Annotated in this window: 17 protein-coding genes; 7 read left to right on the forward strand and 10 right to left on the reverse strand. The window is 69.0% G+C overall.

The genetic code is table 11. The features are described 5' to 3' along the window. Position 1: 1 nt before the first annotated feature. Positions 2–295 (reverse strand): DUF2537 domain-containing protein, encoded by a 294-nt coding sequence (locus ACWEQQ_RS16885; RefSeq protein ID WP_452348813.1) that lies wholly within the window; start codon positions 293–295, stop codon positions 2–4. Further along, a complete protein-coding gene (locus ACWEQQ_RS16890) occupies positions 292–1095 on the reverse strand; it encodes a TrmH family RNA methyltransferase (RefSeq protein WP_452338124.1) in 804 nt (267 codons plus the stop codon). Before ACWEQQ_RS16890 ends, ACWEQQ_RS16885 begins: the two co-directional genes overlap by 4 nt. 90 nt (positions 1096–1185) lie before the next feature. Between ACWEQQ_RS16890 and ACWEQQ_RS16895 the strand changes: the two genes are divergently transcribed. Then, positions 1186–1548 (forward strand): FKBP-type peptidyl-prolyl cis-trans isomerase, encoded by a 363-nt coding sequence (locus tag ACWEQQ_RS16895; protein ID WP_354830823.1) that lies wholly within the window; start codon positions 1186–1188, stop codon positions 1546–1548. A 77-nt stretch (positions 1549–1625) separates the two neighbouring features. Here the strand turns inward: ACWEQQ_RS16895 and ACWEQQ_RS16900 are convergent, their stop codons facing one another. From ACWEQQ_RS16900 to ACWEQQ_RS16930, 7 genes are all read right to left on the reverse strand, one after another. Continuing rightward, positions 1626–2312 (reverse strand): RDD family protein, encoded by a 687-nt coding sequence (locus tag ACWEQQ_RS16900; RefSeq protein WP_452348814.1) that lies wholly within the window; start codon positions 2310–2312, stop codon positions 1626–1628. Positions 2313–2368: 56 nt separating this feature from the next. Then, entirely contained in the window at positions 2369–2650 is a 282-nt protein-coding gene (locus ACWEQQ_RS16905) for a hypothetical protein (RefSeq protein WP_452348845.1), read from the reverse strand. A 146-nt stretch (positions 2651–2796) separates the two neighbouring features. Then, positions 2797–3954, reverse strand: coding sequence for a YhgE/Pip domain-containing protein (locus ACWEQQ_RS16910; protein WP_452348815.1), 1158 nt, complete (start codon positions 3952–3954; stop codon positions 2797–2799). 73 nt (positions 3955–4027) lie between these two features. Continuing rightward, positions 4028–5428: a HAMP domain-containing sensor histidine kinase gene (locus ACWEQQ_RS16915; protein ID WP_452338121.1), complete on the reverse strand. Its 1401-nt coding sequence runs from the start codon at positions 5426–5428 to the stop codon at positions 4028–4030. Beyond that, entirely contained in the window at positions 5425–6123 is a 699-nt protein-coding gene (locus ACWEQQ_RS16920; protein ID WP_364605873.1) for a response regulator transcription factor, read from the reverse strand. The genes ACWEQQ_RS16915 and ACWEQQ_RS16920 overlap by 4 nt, the downstream gene beginning before the upstream one ends. 193 nt (positions 6124–6316) lie before the next feature. Beyond that, on the reverse strand, positions 6317–6703 hold the full coding sequence (locus tag ACWEQQ_RS16925) for a hemophore-related protein (protein ID WP_452338120.1): 387 nt from the start codon (positions 6701–6703) through the stop codon (positions 6317–6319). Positions 6704–6827: 124 nt separating this feature from the next. Continuing rightward, on the reverse strand, positions 6828–8975 hold the full coding sequence (locus tag ACWEQQ_RS16930; RefSeq protein WP_452348816.1) for an AMP-binding protein: 2148 nt from the start codon (positions 8973–8975) through the stop codon (positions 6828–6830). Positions 8976–9314: 339 nt separating this feature from the next. Between ACWEQQ_RS16930 and ACWEQQ_RS16935 the strand changes: the two genes are divergently transcribed. From ACWEQQ_RS16935 to ACWEQQ_RS16960, 6 genes are all read left to right on the forward strand, one after another. Next, complete coding sequence (locus ACWEQQ_RS16935) at positions 9315–13382, forward strand: ATP-binding protein (protein WP_452348817.1); 4068 nt, start codon at positions 9315–9317, stop codon at positions 13380–13382. Next, positions 13379–13792, forward strand: coding sequence for a roadblock/LC7 domain-containing protein (locus ACWEQQ_RS16940; protein ID WP_029930951.1), 414 nt, complete (start codon positions 13379–13381; stop codon positions 13790–13792). The genes ACWEQQ_RS16935 and ACWEQQ_RS16940 overlap by 4 nt, the downstream gene beginning before the upstream one ends. A gap of 7 nt (positions 13793–13799) precedes the next feature. Beyond that, the gene (locus ACWEQQ_RS16945) at positions 13800–14174 is read left to right on the forward strand and encodes a DUF742 domain-containing protein (protein ID WP_033085504.1); all 375 of its coding nucleotides are present in this window, start codon (positions 13800–13802) and stop codon (positions 14172–14174) included. Continuing rightward, complete coding sequence (locus ACWEQQ_RS16950) at positions 14155–14757, forward strand: GTP-binding protein (protein WP_174391578.1); 603 nt, start codon at positions 14155–14157, stop codon at positions 14755–14757. The genes ACWEQQ_RS16945 and ACWEQQ_RS16950 overlap by 20 nt, the downstream gene beginning before the upstream one ends. Before the next feature lie 195 nt (positions 14758–14952). After that, positions 14953–16503 carry a carboxyl transferase domain-containing protein gene (locus ACWEQQ_RS16955; RefSeq protein ID WP_452348818.1) on the forward strand — a complete coding sequence of 517 codons (1551 nt, stop codon included), beginning with the start codon at positions 14953–14955 and terminating at the stop codon, positions 16501–16503. 119 nt (positions 16504–16622) lie between these two features. Next, positions 16623–17480 carry an aldo/keto reductase gene (locus ACWEQQ_RS16960; protein WP_452348819.1) on the forward strand — a complete coding sequence of 286 codons (858 nt, stop codon included), beginning with the start codon at positions 16623–16625 and terminating at the stop codon, positions 17478–17480. Between the two features lie 2 nt (positions 17481–17482). Here ACWEQQ_RS16960 and ACWEQQ_RS16965 read toward each other — a convergent pair whose 3' ends face one another. Then, the gene (locus tag ACWEQQ_RS16965; protein ID WP_452348820.1) at positions 17483–18613 is read right to left on the reverse strand and encodes an NAD(P)-binding domain-containing protein; all 1131 of its coding nucleotides are present in this window, start codon (positions 18611–18613) and stop codon (positions 17483–17485) included. Positions 18614–18615: the final 2 nt, after the last annotated feature.

Genomic DNA, 18615 nt, shown 5'->3' on the forward strand with positions numbered 1-18615 from the left:
TTCAGAGCAGCAGCAGGCCCAGCCAGGCCAGCAGGACGCCCGCGCCCAGGCCCGCGATCACCCAGCGGGTCACCGGGGCGTAGCGCCAGCGCCAGGCGGTCGGCGCGGCCCCGCCCACCGCGATCAGGTTGACCGCCACCGACAGCACCGGATGGATCTGGGCCAGCGCCGCGCCGAAGGCGTAGACGCCGACGGCGGTCAGCGCGGCCACCGTGACGACCACGGCGATGCCGCTGGCCCACGGGGTGGGTTCGGAATAGCCGTATCCATACGGTCCGTCGGGCGGATGGCTCACTGGGCACGCACTCTCTCGTAGAAGGCCATGGCGGCTGCGGTCGCCACATTAAGCGAATCGGTGCCCGCCGTCATGGGGATGCGGGCACGAATGTCGCTGGCCCGCATGGTCTCCTCGGTGAGGCCGGGGCCCTCCGCGCCGAGCAGCAGGGCCACCTTCTCGCCGGTCATGGCGGTGGCGAGGGTGTCGGCCTTCGGGTTCGGGGTCAGGGCGATGATCTGGAAGCCGTTGTCGCGCAGCACGTCCAGCCCCGCCGGGAAGGGCGGCAGCTGGGCGAAGGGGACCCGCAGCACATGGCCCATGGAGACCCGCACGGCCCGCCGGTACAGCGGATCCGAGCAGCGGTCGCCGAACAGCACGGCGTCCGCACCCAATCCGGCGGCATTGCGGAAGATCGACCCGATGTTCTCGTGGTCGTTCACGCCCTCGAGCACCGCCACCGTGCGCGCGCCCGCGAGCAGCTCGCCGGCGGTGAGTTCACGCGGCCGATAGGCGCCCGCGAGGACGCCGCGATTCAAATGAAATCCGACGACCTGCGCCATCACCTCGGCGCTGGTCCGGTAATACGGAATTTCCACTCCGGTCAGCTCCTCGGCGAGCTGTTCGTATCTCTTCGCGACACCGAACAATGCGAAGGGCGTGAATCGCGAGGCCAGCATGCGCTGCACGACCACCACACCCTCGGCGATCACCAATCCCTTGCCGCCGGGCAGGTCGGGGCGTCGATCGGCATTGTTGAGGTCGCGGAATTCGGCGACCCGCGGATCGTCCGGGTCGTCGATATCGATCACTTCGGCCACCGGGACATTTTCGCCTCCGCTGCCGGCGGGCGAATGCGCGGGGCATAAGGTGATCAAGACCCGATTCCGATCTATCGAAGAGGACAGCCCATGAGCAGCAAGCCGGAAATCGAGTTCCAGGATGGTCCCGCCCCCGCTGAACTCGTGATCAAGGACCTCGTTGTGGGTGACGGCGCCGAAGCCAAGCCCGGCGACACCGTCGATGTCCACTACGTGGGCGTCGAGTACGACTCCGGCGAGCAGTTCGACGCCTCCTGGGACCGTGGTGAGTCCATCGTCTTCCCGCTGCGCGGCCTGATCCAGGGCTGGCAGGACGGCATCCCGGGCATGAAGGTGGGCGGCCGCCGCCAGCTGACCATCCCGCCGAAGCTGGCCTACGGCGAGGCGGGTGGCCACCATCTGGCCGGCAAGACCCTCGTCTTCATCATCGACCTCCTGGACGTCGTGAACTGACGACTCCCGGTCGGCGAAAAACCCGTGCCCGCCGTGCTTTTCAGCGCGGCGGGCACGGTTGTCTGCGCTGCCGGAACTCACACCTTCACGACGATGCTGCTGATGATCTTGTCGGCGAAGGTCTGCTTCTTGGCGTCCCAGAGCGGCCAGAGCCAGCCGAGGTAGCAGGGGAGGGTATCGACGATGTGGCAGATCTGCCGGACGAAGGCCATGCCGAAGCCCAGGGGCTGCCCGTCGGCCTCGCGGATCAGCTTGATGCCCAGCAGCCTCTTACCGGGGGTCTGGCCGCTGGTGCCCTCCATATAGATGAGGTACAGGCCGCCGATGATCGCGATGGCCGCGCCGATGAGCACCAGCACGATCCCGCCCGCGGACAGCCCGCCCGAGCAGGAGGTGCTGTAGGAGGAGTCGGTCGAGTCGGTGGTGCAGTTCATGTCCTTGGACCCGACCGCGAAGCCGATGCCGTAGAAGATGCCCGCGGGCACGCCGATGATCAGCCGGTCGATGAGGTACGCCCCGACCCGCGCGCCCCAACTGGCATAGGGCGCTTGGGGATACGCGGCGTAGCCGGGTCCCGGCGGATAGCCTCCGGGCTGACCGGGGTAGCCGCCCACCGGCTGCCCGTACCCGGGCTGTGGCTGTCCCCCGTACCCGGGTGGTGGCTGCTGCCCGTAGCCGGGCGGTGGCTGCTGGCCGAACCCGGGCTGCTGCCCGAATCCGGGCTGTTGCGGCTGCTGAGAGTAGGGATCGTTGCCGTAGGTCATCGGTTCCTCCCCAGAGGGAATGCGGGGGCTGGGCCCCCGCATTGTCTCCCGAATCCCTAGCCGACGATGGCGTTCATGATTGTTCCGGCGCTCGTCGCGGTCGCGCCGCCGATCATGGCGTTGGCGACCATCTTGGGGGAGGCCGAGCCGCCGCCCCACTTCTCCCACGCGAAGCGCCCGCCGCCGTAGGTGATGGCCGCGACGCCCGACATCTGGGTGAACCAGGTGAAGTAGCGGAACATCTTCATCATCTTGTCGGCCATGGGCGGGGTTTCCGCGGTGGGGTTGCCCAACTGGGCGAGAACCGTGCCGTACACGTCATGCGCGGCCATCAGCATGCTCACGATCGTTCCTCTCCGGTACCGGGGCGCTAGGTGGAGCCAGGGTCGGTAGAGCTGTGGAGCTTCCGAAACGGGTCGATTAGAGCAATCCGGGCAGAGTCTATCCGGGCGAATCGCCGAATGTTGCTGATTGTTTGCGAACGTTATTTCCGAACGATGTCGACCGGGTCGGTGAGGGCGGCCGCGATGGCCGTTTGCTGCGGCACCCCGAGCTGCGGGAGCGCGCCCATCGCCTGACCGGCCTGATTGCCCAATGTTTTGGTCACAGCCTGCAATTGGGTGACGCCGCCGGTCAGCGCCTGCATGGCCGCCACCAGCTGGGTACCCGCCTGATCGGCGATGGCCGGAATGCTCTGTGCCAGCGACGCGCCCTGATTCAGCTGCGTGCTCGCGTCGTTCAGCCGGCCGGCCGCGTCGCGCAGTAGTTGCCCGACCTTGGTATCCGGAGTGACTTGCGTGCCGGTCAGCTTGGCGAAGCCGCTGAGCTGGGTGTTGGCCTGATTCGCCACGTTCTGCAGACCCTGCAGCTGGGTGATGACATTCGCCAGCTGCGGATCATTGGCGAACGGCAGCGCCTGCAGCAGCGGCACCACGAAGTCGAGTCCGTCGGACAGCGTGCTCGCTGCCTGGGAGACCTGCCCCATGGTGACGCCGGTCGAATCCAGCTCCGCCGCAAGCTGATTCGCCTGCGTGGTGGCGGCGCTCAGGGTGGAGTTCAGCGCGTCGATGCCGGAGGTCAGCTGTCCCGCACCGGATTTCGCCTGATTCAGGAAGTCCATCATCTGGTCGGCGCCGCCGGAGAACTGCTGCGCCCCGTCGGCGGCCGCCTGCACGCCCGCGCTGAGCAGCTGCGAGGTGCCCGCGATCTGCGACACCTGCAGGCGCGCGGTGTTCATGGTCGCGAACAGGGTGTCCAGCCCGGCGGCGCTGATCTTCTTGGTCACCTCGGTCACCGCGTCGTTGACCAGGTTCGGGTCGGCGCGATCGTGGGTGGTGACGGTGACCTGCGCCCGCTGCGGCTTGTCGGTGAGCAGGGAGGTGATATCGGTGCTGAGGTCGGTGGGCAGCGTGACCACCGCGGCGTAGTCCTTGGTGCTCGCCTCGTCGACCACGTCCCAGTGCCGGGTTCCGCTGCCCTGTAGCTCCTTTGCGATGCGCGCGCCCAGCGGCCCGGTATCGCCGTTGATGAGCGCGACCGCGGTGGGCGCGGAGCGCAGCCGCAGGACGCTGATCGTGCCCGCGGTGACCGCGGCGGCGAGCAGCAGGACGATCAGGACCCAGCGGGCGCGTTTTCCGAACACCATTCAGACCGTAGAGGGGTGGTGTGCCCCGAGCTCTGATGGTTGTCTGAGAGTTCGGTAAAGACCGGTACGTTCACCCGCGGCCGGGCGATTGCCCCGGCGGCGCATCGCGGTCCGGAAGTTCCAGTACCAGACGCACCCCGCCCAGCATGCCGTCGTCGAAATAGGCTCGGCCACCATGCAATTGGGCCTGCTGCGCGACCAGCGCCAGCCCCAGCCCGGACCCGCCCTTGGCGGCGTGGCTACCCCGGAAGAACCGTTCGAACACCGCCTCGCGCTCCGCGGGCGGCAGTCCGCGCCCGTTGTCGTCGATGGAGATGACGATGCGCCCGCTCGCCGCCCGGTGCGCCGACACCAGCGCCTCGGTGGCCCCGCCGTGCCGGGCCGAATTGGTGAGCGCGTTGTCCACGGCCAGCCGCAGCCCGGTGGGCAGGCCCCGGGTGACGAGTTCGGCGTCGGTGTCGATGCGCACCTTCAGCTGCGGGAAGTGCCGCATGGCGTCGTGCGCGGCGGCGTCGCAGAGCTCGGCCACATCGGTGACCACGTGGTCGCGTTCATTGGTGAGGTCACCGGCGGCCAGCCGTTCCAGTGCCGCGAGGGTGGTCTCCACCCGGTTCTGGCCGCGTTGCAGGTCGCCGAGGATCTCCCGGCGCTGGTCCTCGCTGAGGTCGAGGGTGCGCAGCACCTCCAGATCGGTGCGCATGGCGGTGAGCGGGGTGCGCAGTTCGTGCGCGGACACCGCGGCGAAGTCGCGCGCGGTCTCCAGCGCCGCGGCGATCTCGGCCTGCGCCCGGTCCAGCCGCTCCAGCATGGTGTTGACGGCCTCGCCCAGCTTGTCGGCCTCCCTGACCCCCGAACCGTCCACGGGCAGTTGCGCATTCGGGCCGCCGGTGGGGCCGCGCTGATCGACCGCCTCGGTGAGCCGGACGATGGGCCGCACCGCGCGGCCGCCGAACAGCCAGCCCAGCCCGGCCGACGCCGCCACCGCGGCCAGCGCCGCGAAGAATACGAACCGCCGCTGCTCCGCGGTCGCGTGCTCGGTCTCCGTGGTCGGAATGCCCAGGGAGACAACGCGTCCCGGGGGCTGGTTCTCGGTGGTGGTGAGCACCCGGTAGGGATTGCCGTCCACCGTGACGGTGTGATTACCCACCGACAGGGCGGGCAGCTGTACGGAGGTGCTGGTCATGGAGCCGTCGGCATTGCGCACGGTGAGCGCCAGCTGGTTGGTGGGGCCGAGCACGTCGAGGACGGTCACCGCGAGTTGTGGCTCGATGAGCACGATCCGCGAGGACAGCGCCAGCTGCTGATCGGCCTGACTGAGATTGTTGCGCTCGATGGCGGTGACGGTCACCCAGCTGAGCACCGCCACGATGATGGTGGCGCCCAAAGCCGCGGCCGCCGCGACCCGGAAGCGCAGCGAATAGGAGTGGCGGCGCCGGCGCGGTGGCGCGGAATCGGGTGCGGGCCGGTTCATTTGGGTGCGCGTAAGACGAATCCCACCCCGCGAATGGTGTGCAGCAGGCGCGGGGTGCCGTCGACCTCGAGTTTGCGGCGCAGGTAGCCGACGAAGACGTCCACCACATTGGTGTCGGCCGCGAAGTCGTAGCCCCACACCAGTTCCAGCAGCCGCTCCCGGCTCAGCACCACGCCGGCGCTGCGCGCCAGCGTGGACAGCAGCTCGAATTCCCTTTTGGTGAGTTCGATCTCGGTGCCGTGCAGCAGCGCCCGGTAGCCGGCGACGTCGACTTCCAAAGGGCCCACGGTGATCGCGCCCGGGATGGCGGAGGCGGGTACGTCGCTGCGCCGCCGCAGCAGCGCCTTGATACGGGCGACCAGTTCGGCGAGCACGAACGGCTTCACCAGATAGTCGTCGGCCCCGGACTCCAGCCCGGCGATCCGGTCGTCGACCGAACTGCGCGCCGACAGCACGCAGATCGGCACCTCGTTGCCCATGGCGCGCAGGGCGGTGACCACGCCCGCGCCGTCCAGCACCGGCATGTTCATATCGAGCACGACGGCATCGGGGGCAGATTCGTTGACACTGCGCAGTGCCGCCGCGCCGTCCCGGGCGATGACCACCCGGAACCCCGACAGCCGGAGCCCGCGCTCGACCGATGCGAGCACATCCTCGTCGTCGTCGACGACCAGGACAGTGGGTACTGGGTCCAATTTGCCCTCCGCTTCGCTCCGGGCGGGTTCGCGGCCCTGGAGGTCTCGTTCTTCCCTCCCTCCGCTCCTCCGCTTCGCTCCCCCGCTCCAAGGCGGAGGTCGATCAAGCCGCAGTCCAGAACGAGACGGGCCGCGAACCTGATGGTGTGCCACCCCCCCAGCGGCACACCACACCAGTATTGCCCGGCAGAGGTCAATAGTTGTGGCAGGAGTCGGCGACCTGCTGGATCGCCGCGGCGATTCCACCGGCTCGCGGGTCGGCCGCGGCCTGGTCGGCGGCGTCCGGGTTGTCCTTCAGGTACTGGTCGAGTTCGGCCTGACGCTGCTCGGGCGACAGCGCGAACTTGGCCTGCAACTCGGACTTATAGCCCGGGTTCTGGTCCAGGAACGAGGCCAGGGCCGGAGCCTTGTCGTGCAGGGCCGCGTCCACCTGGGTGAAGGTGCAGGTCGAGTTCAGTAGCGGCGCAACCAGATCCGCGGGGGAGGCCGAGGCGGTGGCGGGCGCGAGGGCGAGGGCCACGGCGGCGACCGCGCCGGCTCCGAGGAGCGCACCGACGCGGCTATTACGGACGAAGCTCATGCATCGACCTTTCTTGTTCGACAGGCACAGCGAAAGTGGCGCGCGAATCCCGCGATTCGCGCCCGCCCGACGCTAAACCACCCACATGGGAGGCCGATGAGCGAAGTATGAAAACTCTCTGAGGCTAGCCCGAGACGGCCGAATCCCCGGCCTGAGCGGCCGGATCCACCCCGGACGCGCCCGCATCTAGGGCGGCCGGATCGACCCGGTTGATCGGGGAGGTGGCGACCGCGGCATCGGCGGCGGCGATGCGCTCCTTGTCCTCCATGAGGGTGACCGCGTCGCGGATCTGCTTCTCCAGGGTGGGCAGCATGGCGGCGTCGTCGATGGTGGGCGGCACCTCGAAGGTTTCACCCGCCGCGATCTGACGCATGGTGCGGCGCAGGATCTTTCCGGATCGGGTCTTGGGCAGCGCGGTCACCGCGACCACGTCGTAGAGGGTGGCGATGGCGCCGACCCGCTCGCGCACCCGCTCGATGACCTCGGCGCGCAGCCGCTCGGACTCGATGTCGATGCCGGTCTTGAGCACCACGTACCCGATCGGCCGCTGCCCCTTCAGCTCGTCCGGGATACCGACCACCGCGGTCTCGGCCACGGCCGGATGCCCGGAGATGGCCGCCTCGATACCGCCCGCCGAGAGCCGGTGCCCGGCCATATTGATGACGTCGTCACTGCGGCCCAGGACGTACAGGTAACCGTCCTCGTCGAAGAAGCCGGAGTCCCCGGTCAGATAGTGGCCGGGATACGCGGAGAGATAGGAGCGCTCGTAGCGGGCGTCGTCGCGCCACAGCGTGGTCAGCGTGCCGGGCGGCAGCGGCAGCCCGATGACGATGTTTCCTTCTGTATTGGGTGGGACCGCATTGCCTTCGGAATCCAGCACCCGCAGCCGGTACCCGGGCACCGGCACCGAGGCCGAACCGGGTTTGATCGGCAGCTGCTGCAGCCCGAGCGGATTGGCGCAGATGGGCCAGCCGGTCTCGGTCTGCCACCAGTGGTCCACGACCGGGCAGTCGGGCCGGTCCGCGAGCAGGGTCTCCACCGCCCACTCGTAGGTGGCGGGGTCCAGCCGCTCGCCGGCGCAGAACAGCGCCCGCAGCCGGGTCAGATCGTGCCGATGCGCGAGTGCGGCGTCCGGATCGGCGCGGCGAATGGCCCGCAGCGCTGTCGGTGCGGTGAACATCACGTCCACCTGGTACTCGTCCACCAGTCGCCAGAAGGTCCCGGCGTCCGGGGTCCCGATCGGCTTGCCCTCGTAGAGGATGGTCGTCGCCCCGACCAGCAGCGGCGCGTACACGATGTAGGAGTGCCCGACCACCCAGCCGATATCGGAGGTGGTGAGCATGGTCTGACCGGGGCCGACCTCGTAGATATTGCGCATGGACCAGGCCAGCGCGACCGCGTGCCCGCCGTTGTCGCGCACCACGCCCTTGGGCTTCCCGGTGGTCCCGGAGGTATAGAGGATATAGAGGGGATCGGTCGCGGCCACCGAGACCGGATCGGCCGGTTCCGCGCCGATCTGCGCCTCGTCCCAGTCCAGCCAGCGGGCGGCGACGGTGTCGGAGGAGGCGGGCAGATGTTCGGTGGCGGCCTGCTCGGCGGGAAAACGAATGGTGGGGAAGCCGTCCCGCTGCTTGACCAGCACCGTGCGCGGCGCGGTGGTCGCCGCGAGGTCGAGGGCGGCCAGCACGATCGGCGGGTACTCGATGCGGCGGCCGGGTTCCAGCCCGCCGGAGGCCGTGATAATCAGCACAGGCTCGGCGTCGTCGATGCGGGCCGCGAGTTCGTGAGCGGCGAATCCGCCGAAGACCACCGAGTGCACCGCGCCGATGCGGGCGCAGGCGAGCATCGCCACCACGGCTTCCGGAATCATCGGCATATAGATGACGACACGATCACCGGTCTTGACGCCCAATCGGAGCATGGATCCGGCAAATCGGGCGACTTCGTCCAGCAGCTCCCGATATGTGTAGATCCTTCTGGACCCGGTCATAGCGGAGTCGTATATTAGGGCCGGTTGTTCAGCGCGACCCCCCACCTGACCGCCGGTCGGGCCCTCCGGGGATGTGATATCGCGCACATGCCGGTCCAGGGCGTTGTAGGAGGTGTTGAGGCGAGCGTCGGGAAACCAGCGCGCCGTCGGACGGGCCGCGGTCTCGAGAATCTGAGTGGGAGGAATATCCCAGCTGATGGCTTCGGCCGCGTCGCACCAGAACTCCGAGGGATCGACCAGGCTCAGCTGATACGCCGGTCGGTACTCCTGCTTCGCGTTCAACCCGGTGACTCCCTAGCTCCGCCATGTGTCCTTGAGATGCGCTGAGATGCCCGCCTCGATAGATCCAGCTGATTGTGGCAGACTTCACGCGACGTCCGGGCGGACGCCGCGACCTTTGATTTTGCCTGCAAATGGCAGGTCAGAGACCGGTGGTTGCCAAGAGGTCACACAAGAAGTTATTGATCCGTTAGAATCGCATGTCACATATTTCGGCCGTCATGGACGCAATTTCTCGGCCAGCCGCAGTTCTCGGCCAGCTGTGCCAGTCGAGCCCAGCGTGCGATCGCGGAGGCTCGCTGATGGCGCGTGGCTGGGGCCAGTTTGGAAAGTGAGTGGGAGATGCGTGACGCCGCTAGGTCCGGCAGCAATAAGCGCTGGGCGCTGAGCAACTGGGACCTGCGATGGAAGGTCACGGCGGTGCTCGCCGTGCCGCTGTTGGTTGCTGTTGTGCTGGGAGCGTCCAGGATCTCGGCGGAGTTCGCCGACTCCAGCCGGCTCTCGACGGCGACCGATCATGTCGGGGTCATCCCGGCGATCACCGGTCTCAGTGCTGATGCGGCGCAGGTCGCCAGTGGTCAGATGGTCATGCTGGGCCCGACCCAGTCGCTGACCTCGGATCCGGAGCTTGCGCAGTTGGATACGGCCATCGCGTTCGCCGAGAAGGCCGCCGCGCGCTTGAGCGATATGCCCAGCGCCCGCTCGGCGCTGGACGAGATGATCGTGGGCGCCAAGGCGATCCGGGCCCAGGGCCTCGCGCCGTCGAAGTCGATTCCGGACACCGTCACCGCGGTCGAACGGATCCGTGGCGACAGCGTGCGCACGGTGGAGAACATCGTGTCCAGCGTCGCCGACAAGAACGTGGACCAGTCCAAGCTGCGCCTGGTCGACTCGCTGAACAGCCGTTGGATGCTGTTCAACGAGGTCGCCGGTATGGCCGAGGCGCTGCGCAACAACCCCAAGGATGGCCTCAAGGACATCCAGATCGGCGTCAATACCGAGCGGCAGATGCTGGCCGTGCTCGCGCACCGCTTCCCGGACGGCGACGCCACCATCGCGGAGCTCGATCGGCAGGCCGACACCCGCGTGCAGCTGGTCAACGGCCCGCAGGCGCTGGCCGGGCAGCTGCCCGTCGCCGAGCTGAAGGATTCGCTGGTCGCCAGCATCAACGGCTACCAGTCCATCGCGACCGCCTCCACCAAGGACATCGTGTCCCGGGTGGACGATCTGGCCGCGGCGGCCCGCTCGGGCGCCATCCGCTACTCGATCATCGTCATCGCCACCATCCTCGGCGCCCTCGCGCTGGCCGTGCTGATCGCGCGCGCGATGATCGTCCCGCTGCGCCGGCTGCGCCTGGCCGCCCTGCGCGTCGCCGAATACGACCTCGGCCAGGAAGTTACCTCGCTGCGTGACGGTGCGGATCCCGAAGACGTTCCGCTGGAACCGATGCCGGTGCACACCGACGAGGAGATCGGCCAGCTGGCCCGCGCCGTCGACGACATCCACGGTCAGGCGCTGCGCCTGGCCGCCGACCAGGCCGCCATGCGTACCCAGGTCAACGACATGTTCGAGACCCTGGCCCGCCGCTCCAAGTCCCTTGTCGATCACCAGCTCTCGCTCATCGAGGCGATGGAGTACGACGAGAAGGACCCGCGCCTGCTCGAAAACCTCTTCCGCCTCGACCACCTCGCCGCCCGTATGCGGCGAAACGGCGACAACCTGCTGATTCTGGCCGGTACCAAGCAGCGCCGGACCAAGTCCGCGCCCGTCGAGATCGCCGACGTGCTGCGCGCCGCCATCTCCGAGGTGGAGGACTACGAACGCGTCAAGCTGGGCGCCACCCCGCGGGGTGCGCTCGTCGAGCCCGCCGCCTCCGACCTCGCGCACCTGTTCGCCGAGCTCCTGGACAACGCGCTGCGCGCCTCGCCCCCGGAGACGGACGTCAAGTTCACCTTCGCGCAGGCACACGATCAGGGTCTGCTGATCGAGGTCGCCGACCGCGGTATCGGTATGCCCCCGGCCGAAATGGCCGAGATCAACCGGCGACTGGAGGCCGTGGCCGAGGTCGGTCCGGACACCGCCCGCCACATGGGTCTGTTCGTGGTCGGCCGCCTGGCCGAGCGCCACGGCCTGACCGTGCGGCTGCGCCCGACCTTCGACATCGCCCGGGACCCGGGCGTGACGGTCACCGTGCACGTGCCCAAGCCGCTGATCGTCTCGGCGGGCGGGCCGATCTCGGTGCCGCCGCAGCAGGGTCAGACGCCGCCGTCGGCTCCCACGCCGTCCGTGCAGCCGCAGGGTGCGGGCAACCAGGCCGGTGCGCCGTCCTCCATGCAGATGCGCGCGGTCACCCGCACGGCGACCGGCAATGTGATGGTCACCGTGGATCCGGGTGTGAGCGGGCCGATTCCGGCTCCGGCGGGACAGACGCCGGGCGCTGCCCCGGCCCCCGCCGCCGCCAGCGCCTCGACCGGACTGCCCACGCGGCAGCCGGGTGCCCAGGTGCCGGGCGGTCTGCCGACCCGGCAGCCCGGTGTGAACGGGCCCACCGTCAAGCACACGCTGGCGGCTCCGGGCGGGTCGAAGCCCGCCGGCCTACCCCAGCGTGATCCGGGTGCGCACGGTCCGTCCGCGCCCTCGGCCCAGCCGGGCGCCAATCTGCCGCAGCGCGGCCAGAGCCCCGAGAGCCCGTCGCAGCCGCGGGGCGGTCTCGCCGCCAATATGCTCAAGCGTCAAGGCGCCCCGGGCGGCATGCCGCCGCGACCGGGCGAGCCGGGGGCCGCGCCGGGCGGTCCGGGCCAGAGCGGTTTGCTGCAGCCGGGTCAGTCCGGTGCGATGCCGCAGCGCAATCCCTCCGTCGGCCTACCGCCGCGCGATGCCGCGCCGGGTGGAGCTCCATCGGGACCGGGTGGTCTGCCGCAGCGTCAGCCGGGCACCAACGGTGCGCCGGGCCGCGAGGCCGGCCTCGGCCAGCCGCCGCGCCCCGCGCCGGGCGGCCTGCCCCAGCGCGATCCGGGTAGCAATGGTGCGCCGCAGCAAGCGCGCGGAGCGGATTCGGGTCCGACCCGTCGTGAGCCCGCCGCTGGTGGTCTCCCGCAGCGTGACTCGGCCGCCGGTGGTCTGCCGCCGCGTGATCCTTCGGCCGGTGGTCTGCCGCAGCGTGACCCTTCGGCCGGTGGTCTGCCGCCGCGTGATCCTTCGGCCGGTGGTCTGCCGCAGCGTGATAGCGCTGCCGGTGGTCTGCCGCGTCGGGAGCCGGGCGCCAATGGCGCTCCGCCGCAGCGTGGTCCGGGTGCTCCGGGCCAGGGGCTGCCGCAGCGGGGTGCCGCGCCGCAGCGGGACGTGGGCAATGGCCTCGCCGCCGCTCAGGATTCGGACGTGCCGGGTCTGCCCAAGCGGGATGGCCTCGCGCCGCGCGACGGCGGCCTGCCGCAGCGTGGTGCGGCGGCCGGCGGCCTGCCCCAGCGCGACGCGGGCAAGGGTCTTCCTCAGCGCGACGCGGGCAACGGTCTGCCGCAGCGTGACGCCGGTAGTGGTCTGCCGCAGCGTGGTGCCGCCGGTGCTGATCCGTTGTCGGGTGGTCTGACTCAGCGTGATCCGCTGGGTGGGTCTCTGCCACAACGTGATTCCGCTGCCGGTGGTCTGCCCCAGCGCGGTGGCAACGGCCTGCCGCAGCGGGACGCGGGCAATGGTCTGCCGCAGCGTGACGCGGGCAATGGTCTGCCGCAGCGTGGTGCCGCCGGTGCTGATCCGTTGTCGGGTGGTCTGACTCAGCGTGATCCGCTGAGCGGTCCACTGCCGCAGCGTGATCCGCTGAGTGGTCCACTGCCGCAGCGTGATCCGGGTGCGGGTCTCCCGCAGCGGGGCGCGACCGGTCTGCCGCAGCGTGATCCGGGTGCGGTGCTGCCGCAGCGCCCGAGCCCGATTCCGGGTGTGGGCCTGCCGCAGAACGGCCCCGACGCTGTCAAGGAGCCGGGACGGCACAGCTTCCGCTCGAATCCGCAGAAGGCGGCGTCGTTCTTCCAGACCCGTTTGCAGCCAGCCGATTCCGGTGGCGATGCGATCATGGGCGGCACGCCGATCTTCGCGGAGATGATGTCGGCGTGGCTGTCGGATCCGAATGCCGACCGGTCCCAGGTGGCGTCGTCCTTCGAATCACCGGGTGACGAGGGCTGGCAGGCTGCTCGCCGCGTCAACGAGTCCTCGGCGGACAAGCGGACCGCCGCGGGTCTGCCGCAGCGTGATCCCGGTAACCGACTTGTGCCCGGTGGTGTCACCGGAAACGCTGACAAGGCGGCCCATCGGGACCCAGAATCCATCAGGTCAAGTCTGAGTCGTCACCAGCAGGGCGTCCGGGATGGCCGCGCGATGAAAGCTATGAACCTAACCGGAGATAAAGGAGACCGATGAACCCCGATCTAGGTGGTACGAAGCGTCAGCTGGATTGGCTGGTTTCGAATTTCGCCAATGAGGTTCCCGGCGTTGCGCACGCGGTCCTGGTGTCGGCTGACGGCCTGCTGATGGCCGCGAGTGCGCAGCTGCCCGTGGACCGTGCCGAACAGCTGTCAGCGGTGACCGCGGGGCTCGCGAGCCTCTCGGTGGGTGTGTCGAACTTGTTCGAGGGCGGCACCGTGTTGCAGTCGGTGGTCGAGATGGAACACGGCTACCTGCTGCTCATGGCGGTCGGCGACGGCTCGTACCTGGCTGTGCTGACGAATACGTCCTGTGACATCGGCCAGGTGGGATACGAGATGGCCTTGTTGGTCGAGCGAGTGGGCCAGACGGTTCAGGCCACACCTCGCGTCACGATGGGTTCCTGATGGCGGGATGGACATAGACAACGAACGCGTTGGGAGCGCCGAACCGAGCCTGGTTCGCCCTTATTCACTGACGGCCGGTCGCACCCGGCCGAAGGTGGAGCTCGCCCTGGAGGCGCTCGTCGCATCGCATCCGGTCGCCCTCGAGCGGCAGTTCGAACTCACCAATATCGAGACGTCAATCGTGGAGTTGTGCAGAGAATCGCCGTCGGTTGCCGAGGTAGCCGCGCGTCTGGGCATCCCGCTCGGGGTCGCGCGGGTGCTGGTCGCCGACCTCATCGATGCCGGCCATGTGCGGGTATCGGCGACATTGAAAGACGATTCCAGCGACGATGAACGTCGCGAGCTGATCGAAAGGGTTCTCAGTGGACTCCGGCGTATTTGATTCGACGACACAGGTCGACACGCGCACCAGCAAGCCCACGTCGGCCAAGATCGTCGTGGCCGGTGGTTTCGGTGTCGGCAAGACCACCCTGGTCGGTGCCGTGTCGGAGATCGTTCCGCTGCGCACCGAGGCTTTGGTGACCAATGCCAGTGTCGGCGTGGACTCCCTGACCGGGGTCCCGTCCAAGGCCACCACCACGGTGGCCATGGACTTCGGCCGCATCAGCCTGGCCGATGACCTGGTGCTGTACCTGTTCGGCACGCCCGGCCAGTACCGCTTCTGGTTCATGTGGGACGACCTGATCAAGGGCGCCATCGGCGCGGTGGTGCTGGTCGACACCCGCCGGCTGGAGGACAGTTTCGCCGCCGTCGACTACTTCGAGGCGCGGAACCTACCCTTCCTGGTGGCCATCAACGAATTCGATGATGCGCCACGGTATCCGGTCGAGGACATTCGCCAGGCCCTGGCGGTGCCCGCGGACGTGCCGATCCTCTCGATCGACGCCCGTCGCCGGGAGCCGGTGAAGCAGGCTCTGGTCGCGGTCACCGAGTACGCACTGCGCAAGGTCGTGCAGGGGTACTGAGTTGAATTGCGGCGGCTCCGCCGCCGCGGTTCGCGGCCCAGGGCGCAGGCCTATTGGAGCCGGTACCTCGGCCTTCCCTCCTCCGCTCCTCCGCTTCGCTCCCCCGGCTCCAAGGCGGGGGTCGATCAAGCCGCAGTCCAGGCCGAGGCGGGCCGCGAACTGAGGGTGTGCCATTTGTAGCTACTCTCATGCCTCATGAAGATCTCGGCGCGGGAATTGCTCGGCGCATTGCTCGATCCCGGTTCCTTCGTGAGCTGGGATCGGCCACCCGTTGCGGTGGCGGCATCGGCCGGGTATCGCGAGGAAATGCTGGCTGCTGCGGCAACGGCGGGCACCGATGAGGCGGTGCTCACCGGGGAGGGGTTGCTGCGCGGGCGGCGGGTCGCCGTGCTCGCGTGTGAGTTCGGGTTTCTCGCGGGGTCCATCGGGGTGGCCGCGGCCGAGCGCATCGTGTCGGCGGTGGAGCGTGCCACCGAGCTGGGACTGCCGCTGCTCGCCTCGCCGACCTCCGGCGGTACCCGAATGCAGGAGGGCACAGTCGCTTTCGTGCAGATGGTGAAAGTCGCCGGGGCCCTGGCCGCGCACAAGGCGGCGGGGCATCCGTATCTGGTGTATCTGCGCGACCCGACCATGGGTGGGGTGTTCGCCTCGTGGGGATCGTTGGGGCACATGACATTTGCCGAGGCGGGCGCGCTGGTCGGTTTTCTCGGGCCGCGGGTTTACAAGGCGCTGTACGGGAAACAGTTCCCCGAGGGCGTGCAGACGGCCGAAAACCTTTATCACAATGGCGTTATCGACGGAGTCGTACCGGTGCCGGTTTTCCGCCGGATCGCACACCGCGCGCTGAACGTCCTGTGCGACGGACCGCTGCCGCTGCCCGAAAGGGACAGCGGCCCAAGCCGTTCCGAGGAGGGCGTCGATTCCTTCCAGGCGGGTGCGGCGGAGCGGCGCGGCTCGGCGCTGCTCGATACCGGCGACGTCGACGGCTGGCAGTCGGTGCTCATCTCGCGGCGGGCCGATCGGCCGGGAATCCGGGAGTTGCTGCGCCACGCCACTGATCGAGTTCCGTTGTCCGGCACCGGACAGGGCGAGCTGGATCGCACCGTCGTGCACGCGCTCGCCCGTTTCCGCGGTCAGCCCTGCATCGTCTTCGGTCACGATCGCGCGGGGCAGTCGCCCGAGAACACCATGGGTCCGGCGGCATTGCGCGAGGCCCGGCGCAGCATGCATCTGGCCGCCGAACTTCACGTCCCCCTGGTCCTGGTCATCGATACCGCGGGCGCCGCGTTGTCCCGTGAGGCGGAGGAGCGTGGCCTGGCGCCCGAAATCGCCCGCTGCATAGCCGATCTCGTCACCCTCGATACGCCGACGGTGTCGGTGCTGCTCGGCCAGGGCACCGGCGGTGGCGCGCTGGCCCTGCTGCCGGCGGACCGGGTGCTGGCGGCCGCGAACGGCTGGCTGGCTCCGCTCCCGCCGGAGGGCGCGAGCGAGATCGTCTACCGCGATATCGGGCACGCCCCGGAACTGGCTGCCGCCCAGCGGATTCGCGCACAGGATCTGCGGGCCGACGGGATCGTGGACCGCATCGTGCCCGAGTATCCCGATGCCGCGGACGAGCCGGTGGATTTCGCGCTGCGCATGGTGGCGGCCATTGCCGACGAACTGGCCGACCTCACCAGTCGGTCCGCCGCGGATCTGCCGGCCGCACGGCAGTTGCGATACCGTCGCCTGGGTCTCGGGTCGTAGTTCTCCTCACACCCCACCAGGGCGACGCTGAGAAGTTGCCAGTGTGCGGATCCAATCCGGCTGCTTCCCTATCGTGTGTTCGGTTGACGGGGTGGAACGGCGCTTCTACCTTCGGAACGGTGACTTATCGGTTCGAGGCCAGCGACATCCCAGCGATAGTGCTCAATGATGGCCAGGTCATGCCGAAGCTAGGGTTCGGTGTGTACAACGTCGTCGGCGACGAGGCGGTCGGCACCCTTACGACGGCCCTCGAGCTCGGCTACCGGAGCATCGACACCGCCGCCTTCTACGGCAATGAGGAGGAGGTCGGCCGCGCGGTCCGCGAATCGGGCCTACCGCGGGACGAGGTGTGCGTCACCACCAAGCTGTGGAACGCCGACCACGGCTACGACGCCGCCATGCGCGCCTTCGACGCCAGCGTCAAGCGACTGGGCCTGGACACCATCGACCTCTTCCTGATCCACTGGCCGCTGCCCGCGGCCGATCTGTACGTCGACACCTTCCGCGCGCTGCAGACGCTCAAGCGGCAGGGCCGGGTGGTCTCGGTCGGCGTCTCCAACTTCACCAGGGCGCACCTGGAACGGGTGATGGGTGAGACCGGTGAGGTGCCGGCCATCAATCAGGTTGAGCTGCATCCGTATTACGCGCAGTCGGAGCTGCGGGCTTTTCACGCCGCGCACGGCATCGTGACCGAGGCATGGAGTCCGCTGGGGCGCGGGGCGGAGTTCAACGACTCGGTCATCATCGCGCTGGCGGACAAGCTCGGCCGGACGCCCGCGCAGATCATCCTGCGCTGGCACATGCAGCTGGGGAATGTGGCCATTCCGAAGTCCACGATGCCGTCGAGGATGGCGGAGAACCTGGCGGTCTTCGATTTCGAGCTGTCCGGCCGGGAGATGACGCAGATCGCCGGTATCGACAAGGGCGCGCGGCAGGGCGCGGATCCGGACATTTTCGATATGGACGCCCCCGCCTGAGCTCAGGGCTCGTGCTGGGTGGGAATGCCCAGGTACGAGGTCAATTCGACGGCGGCGGCCCGGCCCGCGCGATTCGCGCCGATGGTGCTGGCGGACGGGCCGTAGCCGATCAGGTGGATGCGCGGATCGGCCTCGACCCGGGTGGCGAGCCGACCGCCCATGGTGATGCCGCCGCCGGGACCACGCAGCCGGAGCGGGGCCAGATGGTCGAGGGCGCTGCGGAATCCGGTGGCCCACAGGATCACGTCGGCGTGCTGGAAAGTGCCGTCGGCCCAGCGGATTCCGCCGGCTTCGAGGTGGTCGAACATGGGCCGCCGGTCCAGCACGCCGCGCTCGCGCATGGCCCGCACCCGCGCGTCCTCGGGCAGGCCGGTGACCGAAACCACCGAGCCGGGCGGGAGTCCGCGCCGCACACGGTCCTCCACCATGGCCACCGCCGCCCGTCCGTCCTCGGGTGCGAATTGCCCTGAGCGGAACACGGGTTCGCGCCGGGTCACCCACGTGGTGCCGGTGACCTGCGAGATCTCGTCCAGCAGTTGGACGGCGGTGATCCCGCCGCCCACCACGACCACGTGCTTGCCCGCGAATTCCGTTGCGGTGCGGTAATCGTGGGCGTGCAGCTGACGCCCCGCGAAGGTGTCCGCGCCCCGGTAGTAGGGAATGAACGGCTTGTCCCAGGTGCCGGTCGCATTCACCAGCCCGCGCACCCGCAGCGTCGCGTCCGGTGTCAGCTCCGCGTGCAGCAGCCCGTCGACCTCCTGATCCGGGCAGGTGGCCGCGGTGGCCCGGTCGCACACCAGGCCGACCGACACCGGCCGGTGCACCCGCAGATCGAAGCGCTTCTCGTAGAGCTCGAAGTAGTGCGGCACGGCCGTGGCCGCCTGCGCGTTCTCCGAGCCCTCGGGCAGCGTCTCCGCGAACGACATGCCCGGAAGATCGTGCACCCGATTGACGTTGCTCAATGTCAGTGACGGCCATCGGAACTGCCACGCCCCGCCGGGCGCGGGAGCGTGGTCGACAATGAGAAAGTCCTGTTCCGGCCGCAAACCGAGCCGTCGCAGGTGATATCCGACCGATAAACCGGCCTGACCGGCGCCGATTACGAGGATGTCGACATCGGGTGTTGCGATCACCG

This window comes from Nocardia sp. NPDC004123 (assembly GCF_053603795.1).

What these genes read in the sequence shown, in the direction of transcription:
- ACWEQQ_RS16895 (WP_354830823.1), top strand. Translation starts at nt 1,186, where the DNA reads ATGAGCAGCAAGCCGGAAATCGAGTTCCAGGATGGTCCCGCCCCCGCT.
- ACWEQQ_RS16900 (WP_452348814.1), bottom strand. Translation starts at nt 2,312, where the DNA reads ATGACCTACGGCAACGATCCCTACTCTCAGCAGCCGCAACAGCCCGGA.
- ACWEQQ_RS16905 (WP_452348845.1), bottom strand. Translation starts at nt 2,650, where the DNA reads ATGCTGATGGCCGCGCATGACGTGTACGGCACGGTTCTCGCCCAGTTG.
- ACWEQQ_RS16915 (WP_452338121.1), bottom strand. Translation starts at nt 5,428, where the DNA reads ATGAACCGGCCCGCACCCGATTCCGCGCCACCGCGCCGGCGCCGCCAC.
- ACWEQQ_RS16925 (WP_452338120.1), bottom strand. Translation starts at nt 6,703, where the DNA reads ATGAGCTTCGTCCGTAATAGCCGCGTCGGTGCGCTCCTCGGAGCCGGC.
- ACWEQQ_RS16935 (WP_452348817.1), top strand. Translation starts at nt 9,315, where the DNA reads ATGCGTGACGCCGCTAGGTCCGGCAGCAATAAGCGCTGGGCGCTGAGC.
- ACWEQQ_RS16940 (WP_029930951.1), top strand. Translation starts at nt 13,379, where the DNA reads ATGAACCCCGATCTAGGTGGTACGAAGCGTCAGCTGGATTGGCTGGTT.
- ACWEQQ_RS16945 (WP_033085504.1), top strand. Translation starts at nt 13,800, where the DNA reads ATGGACATAGACAACGAACGCGTTGGGAGCGCCGAACCGAGCCTGGTT.
- ACWEQQ_RS16955 (WP_452348818.1), top strand. Translation starts at nt 14,953, where the DNA reads ATGAAGATCTCGGCGCGGGAATTGCTCGGCGCATTGCTCGATCCCGGT.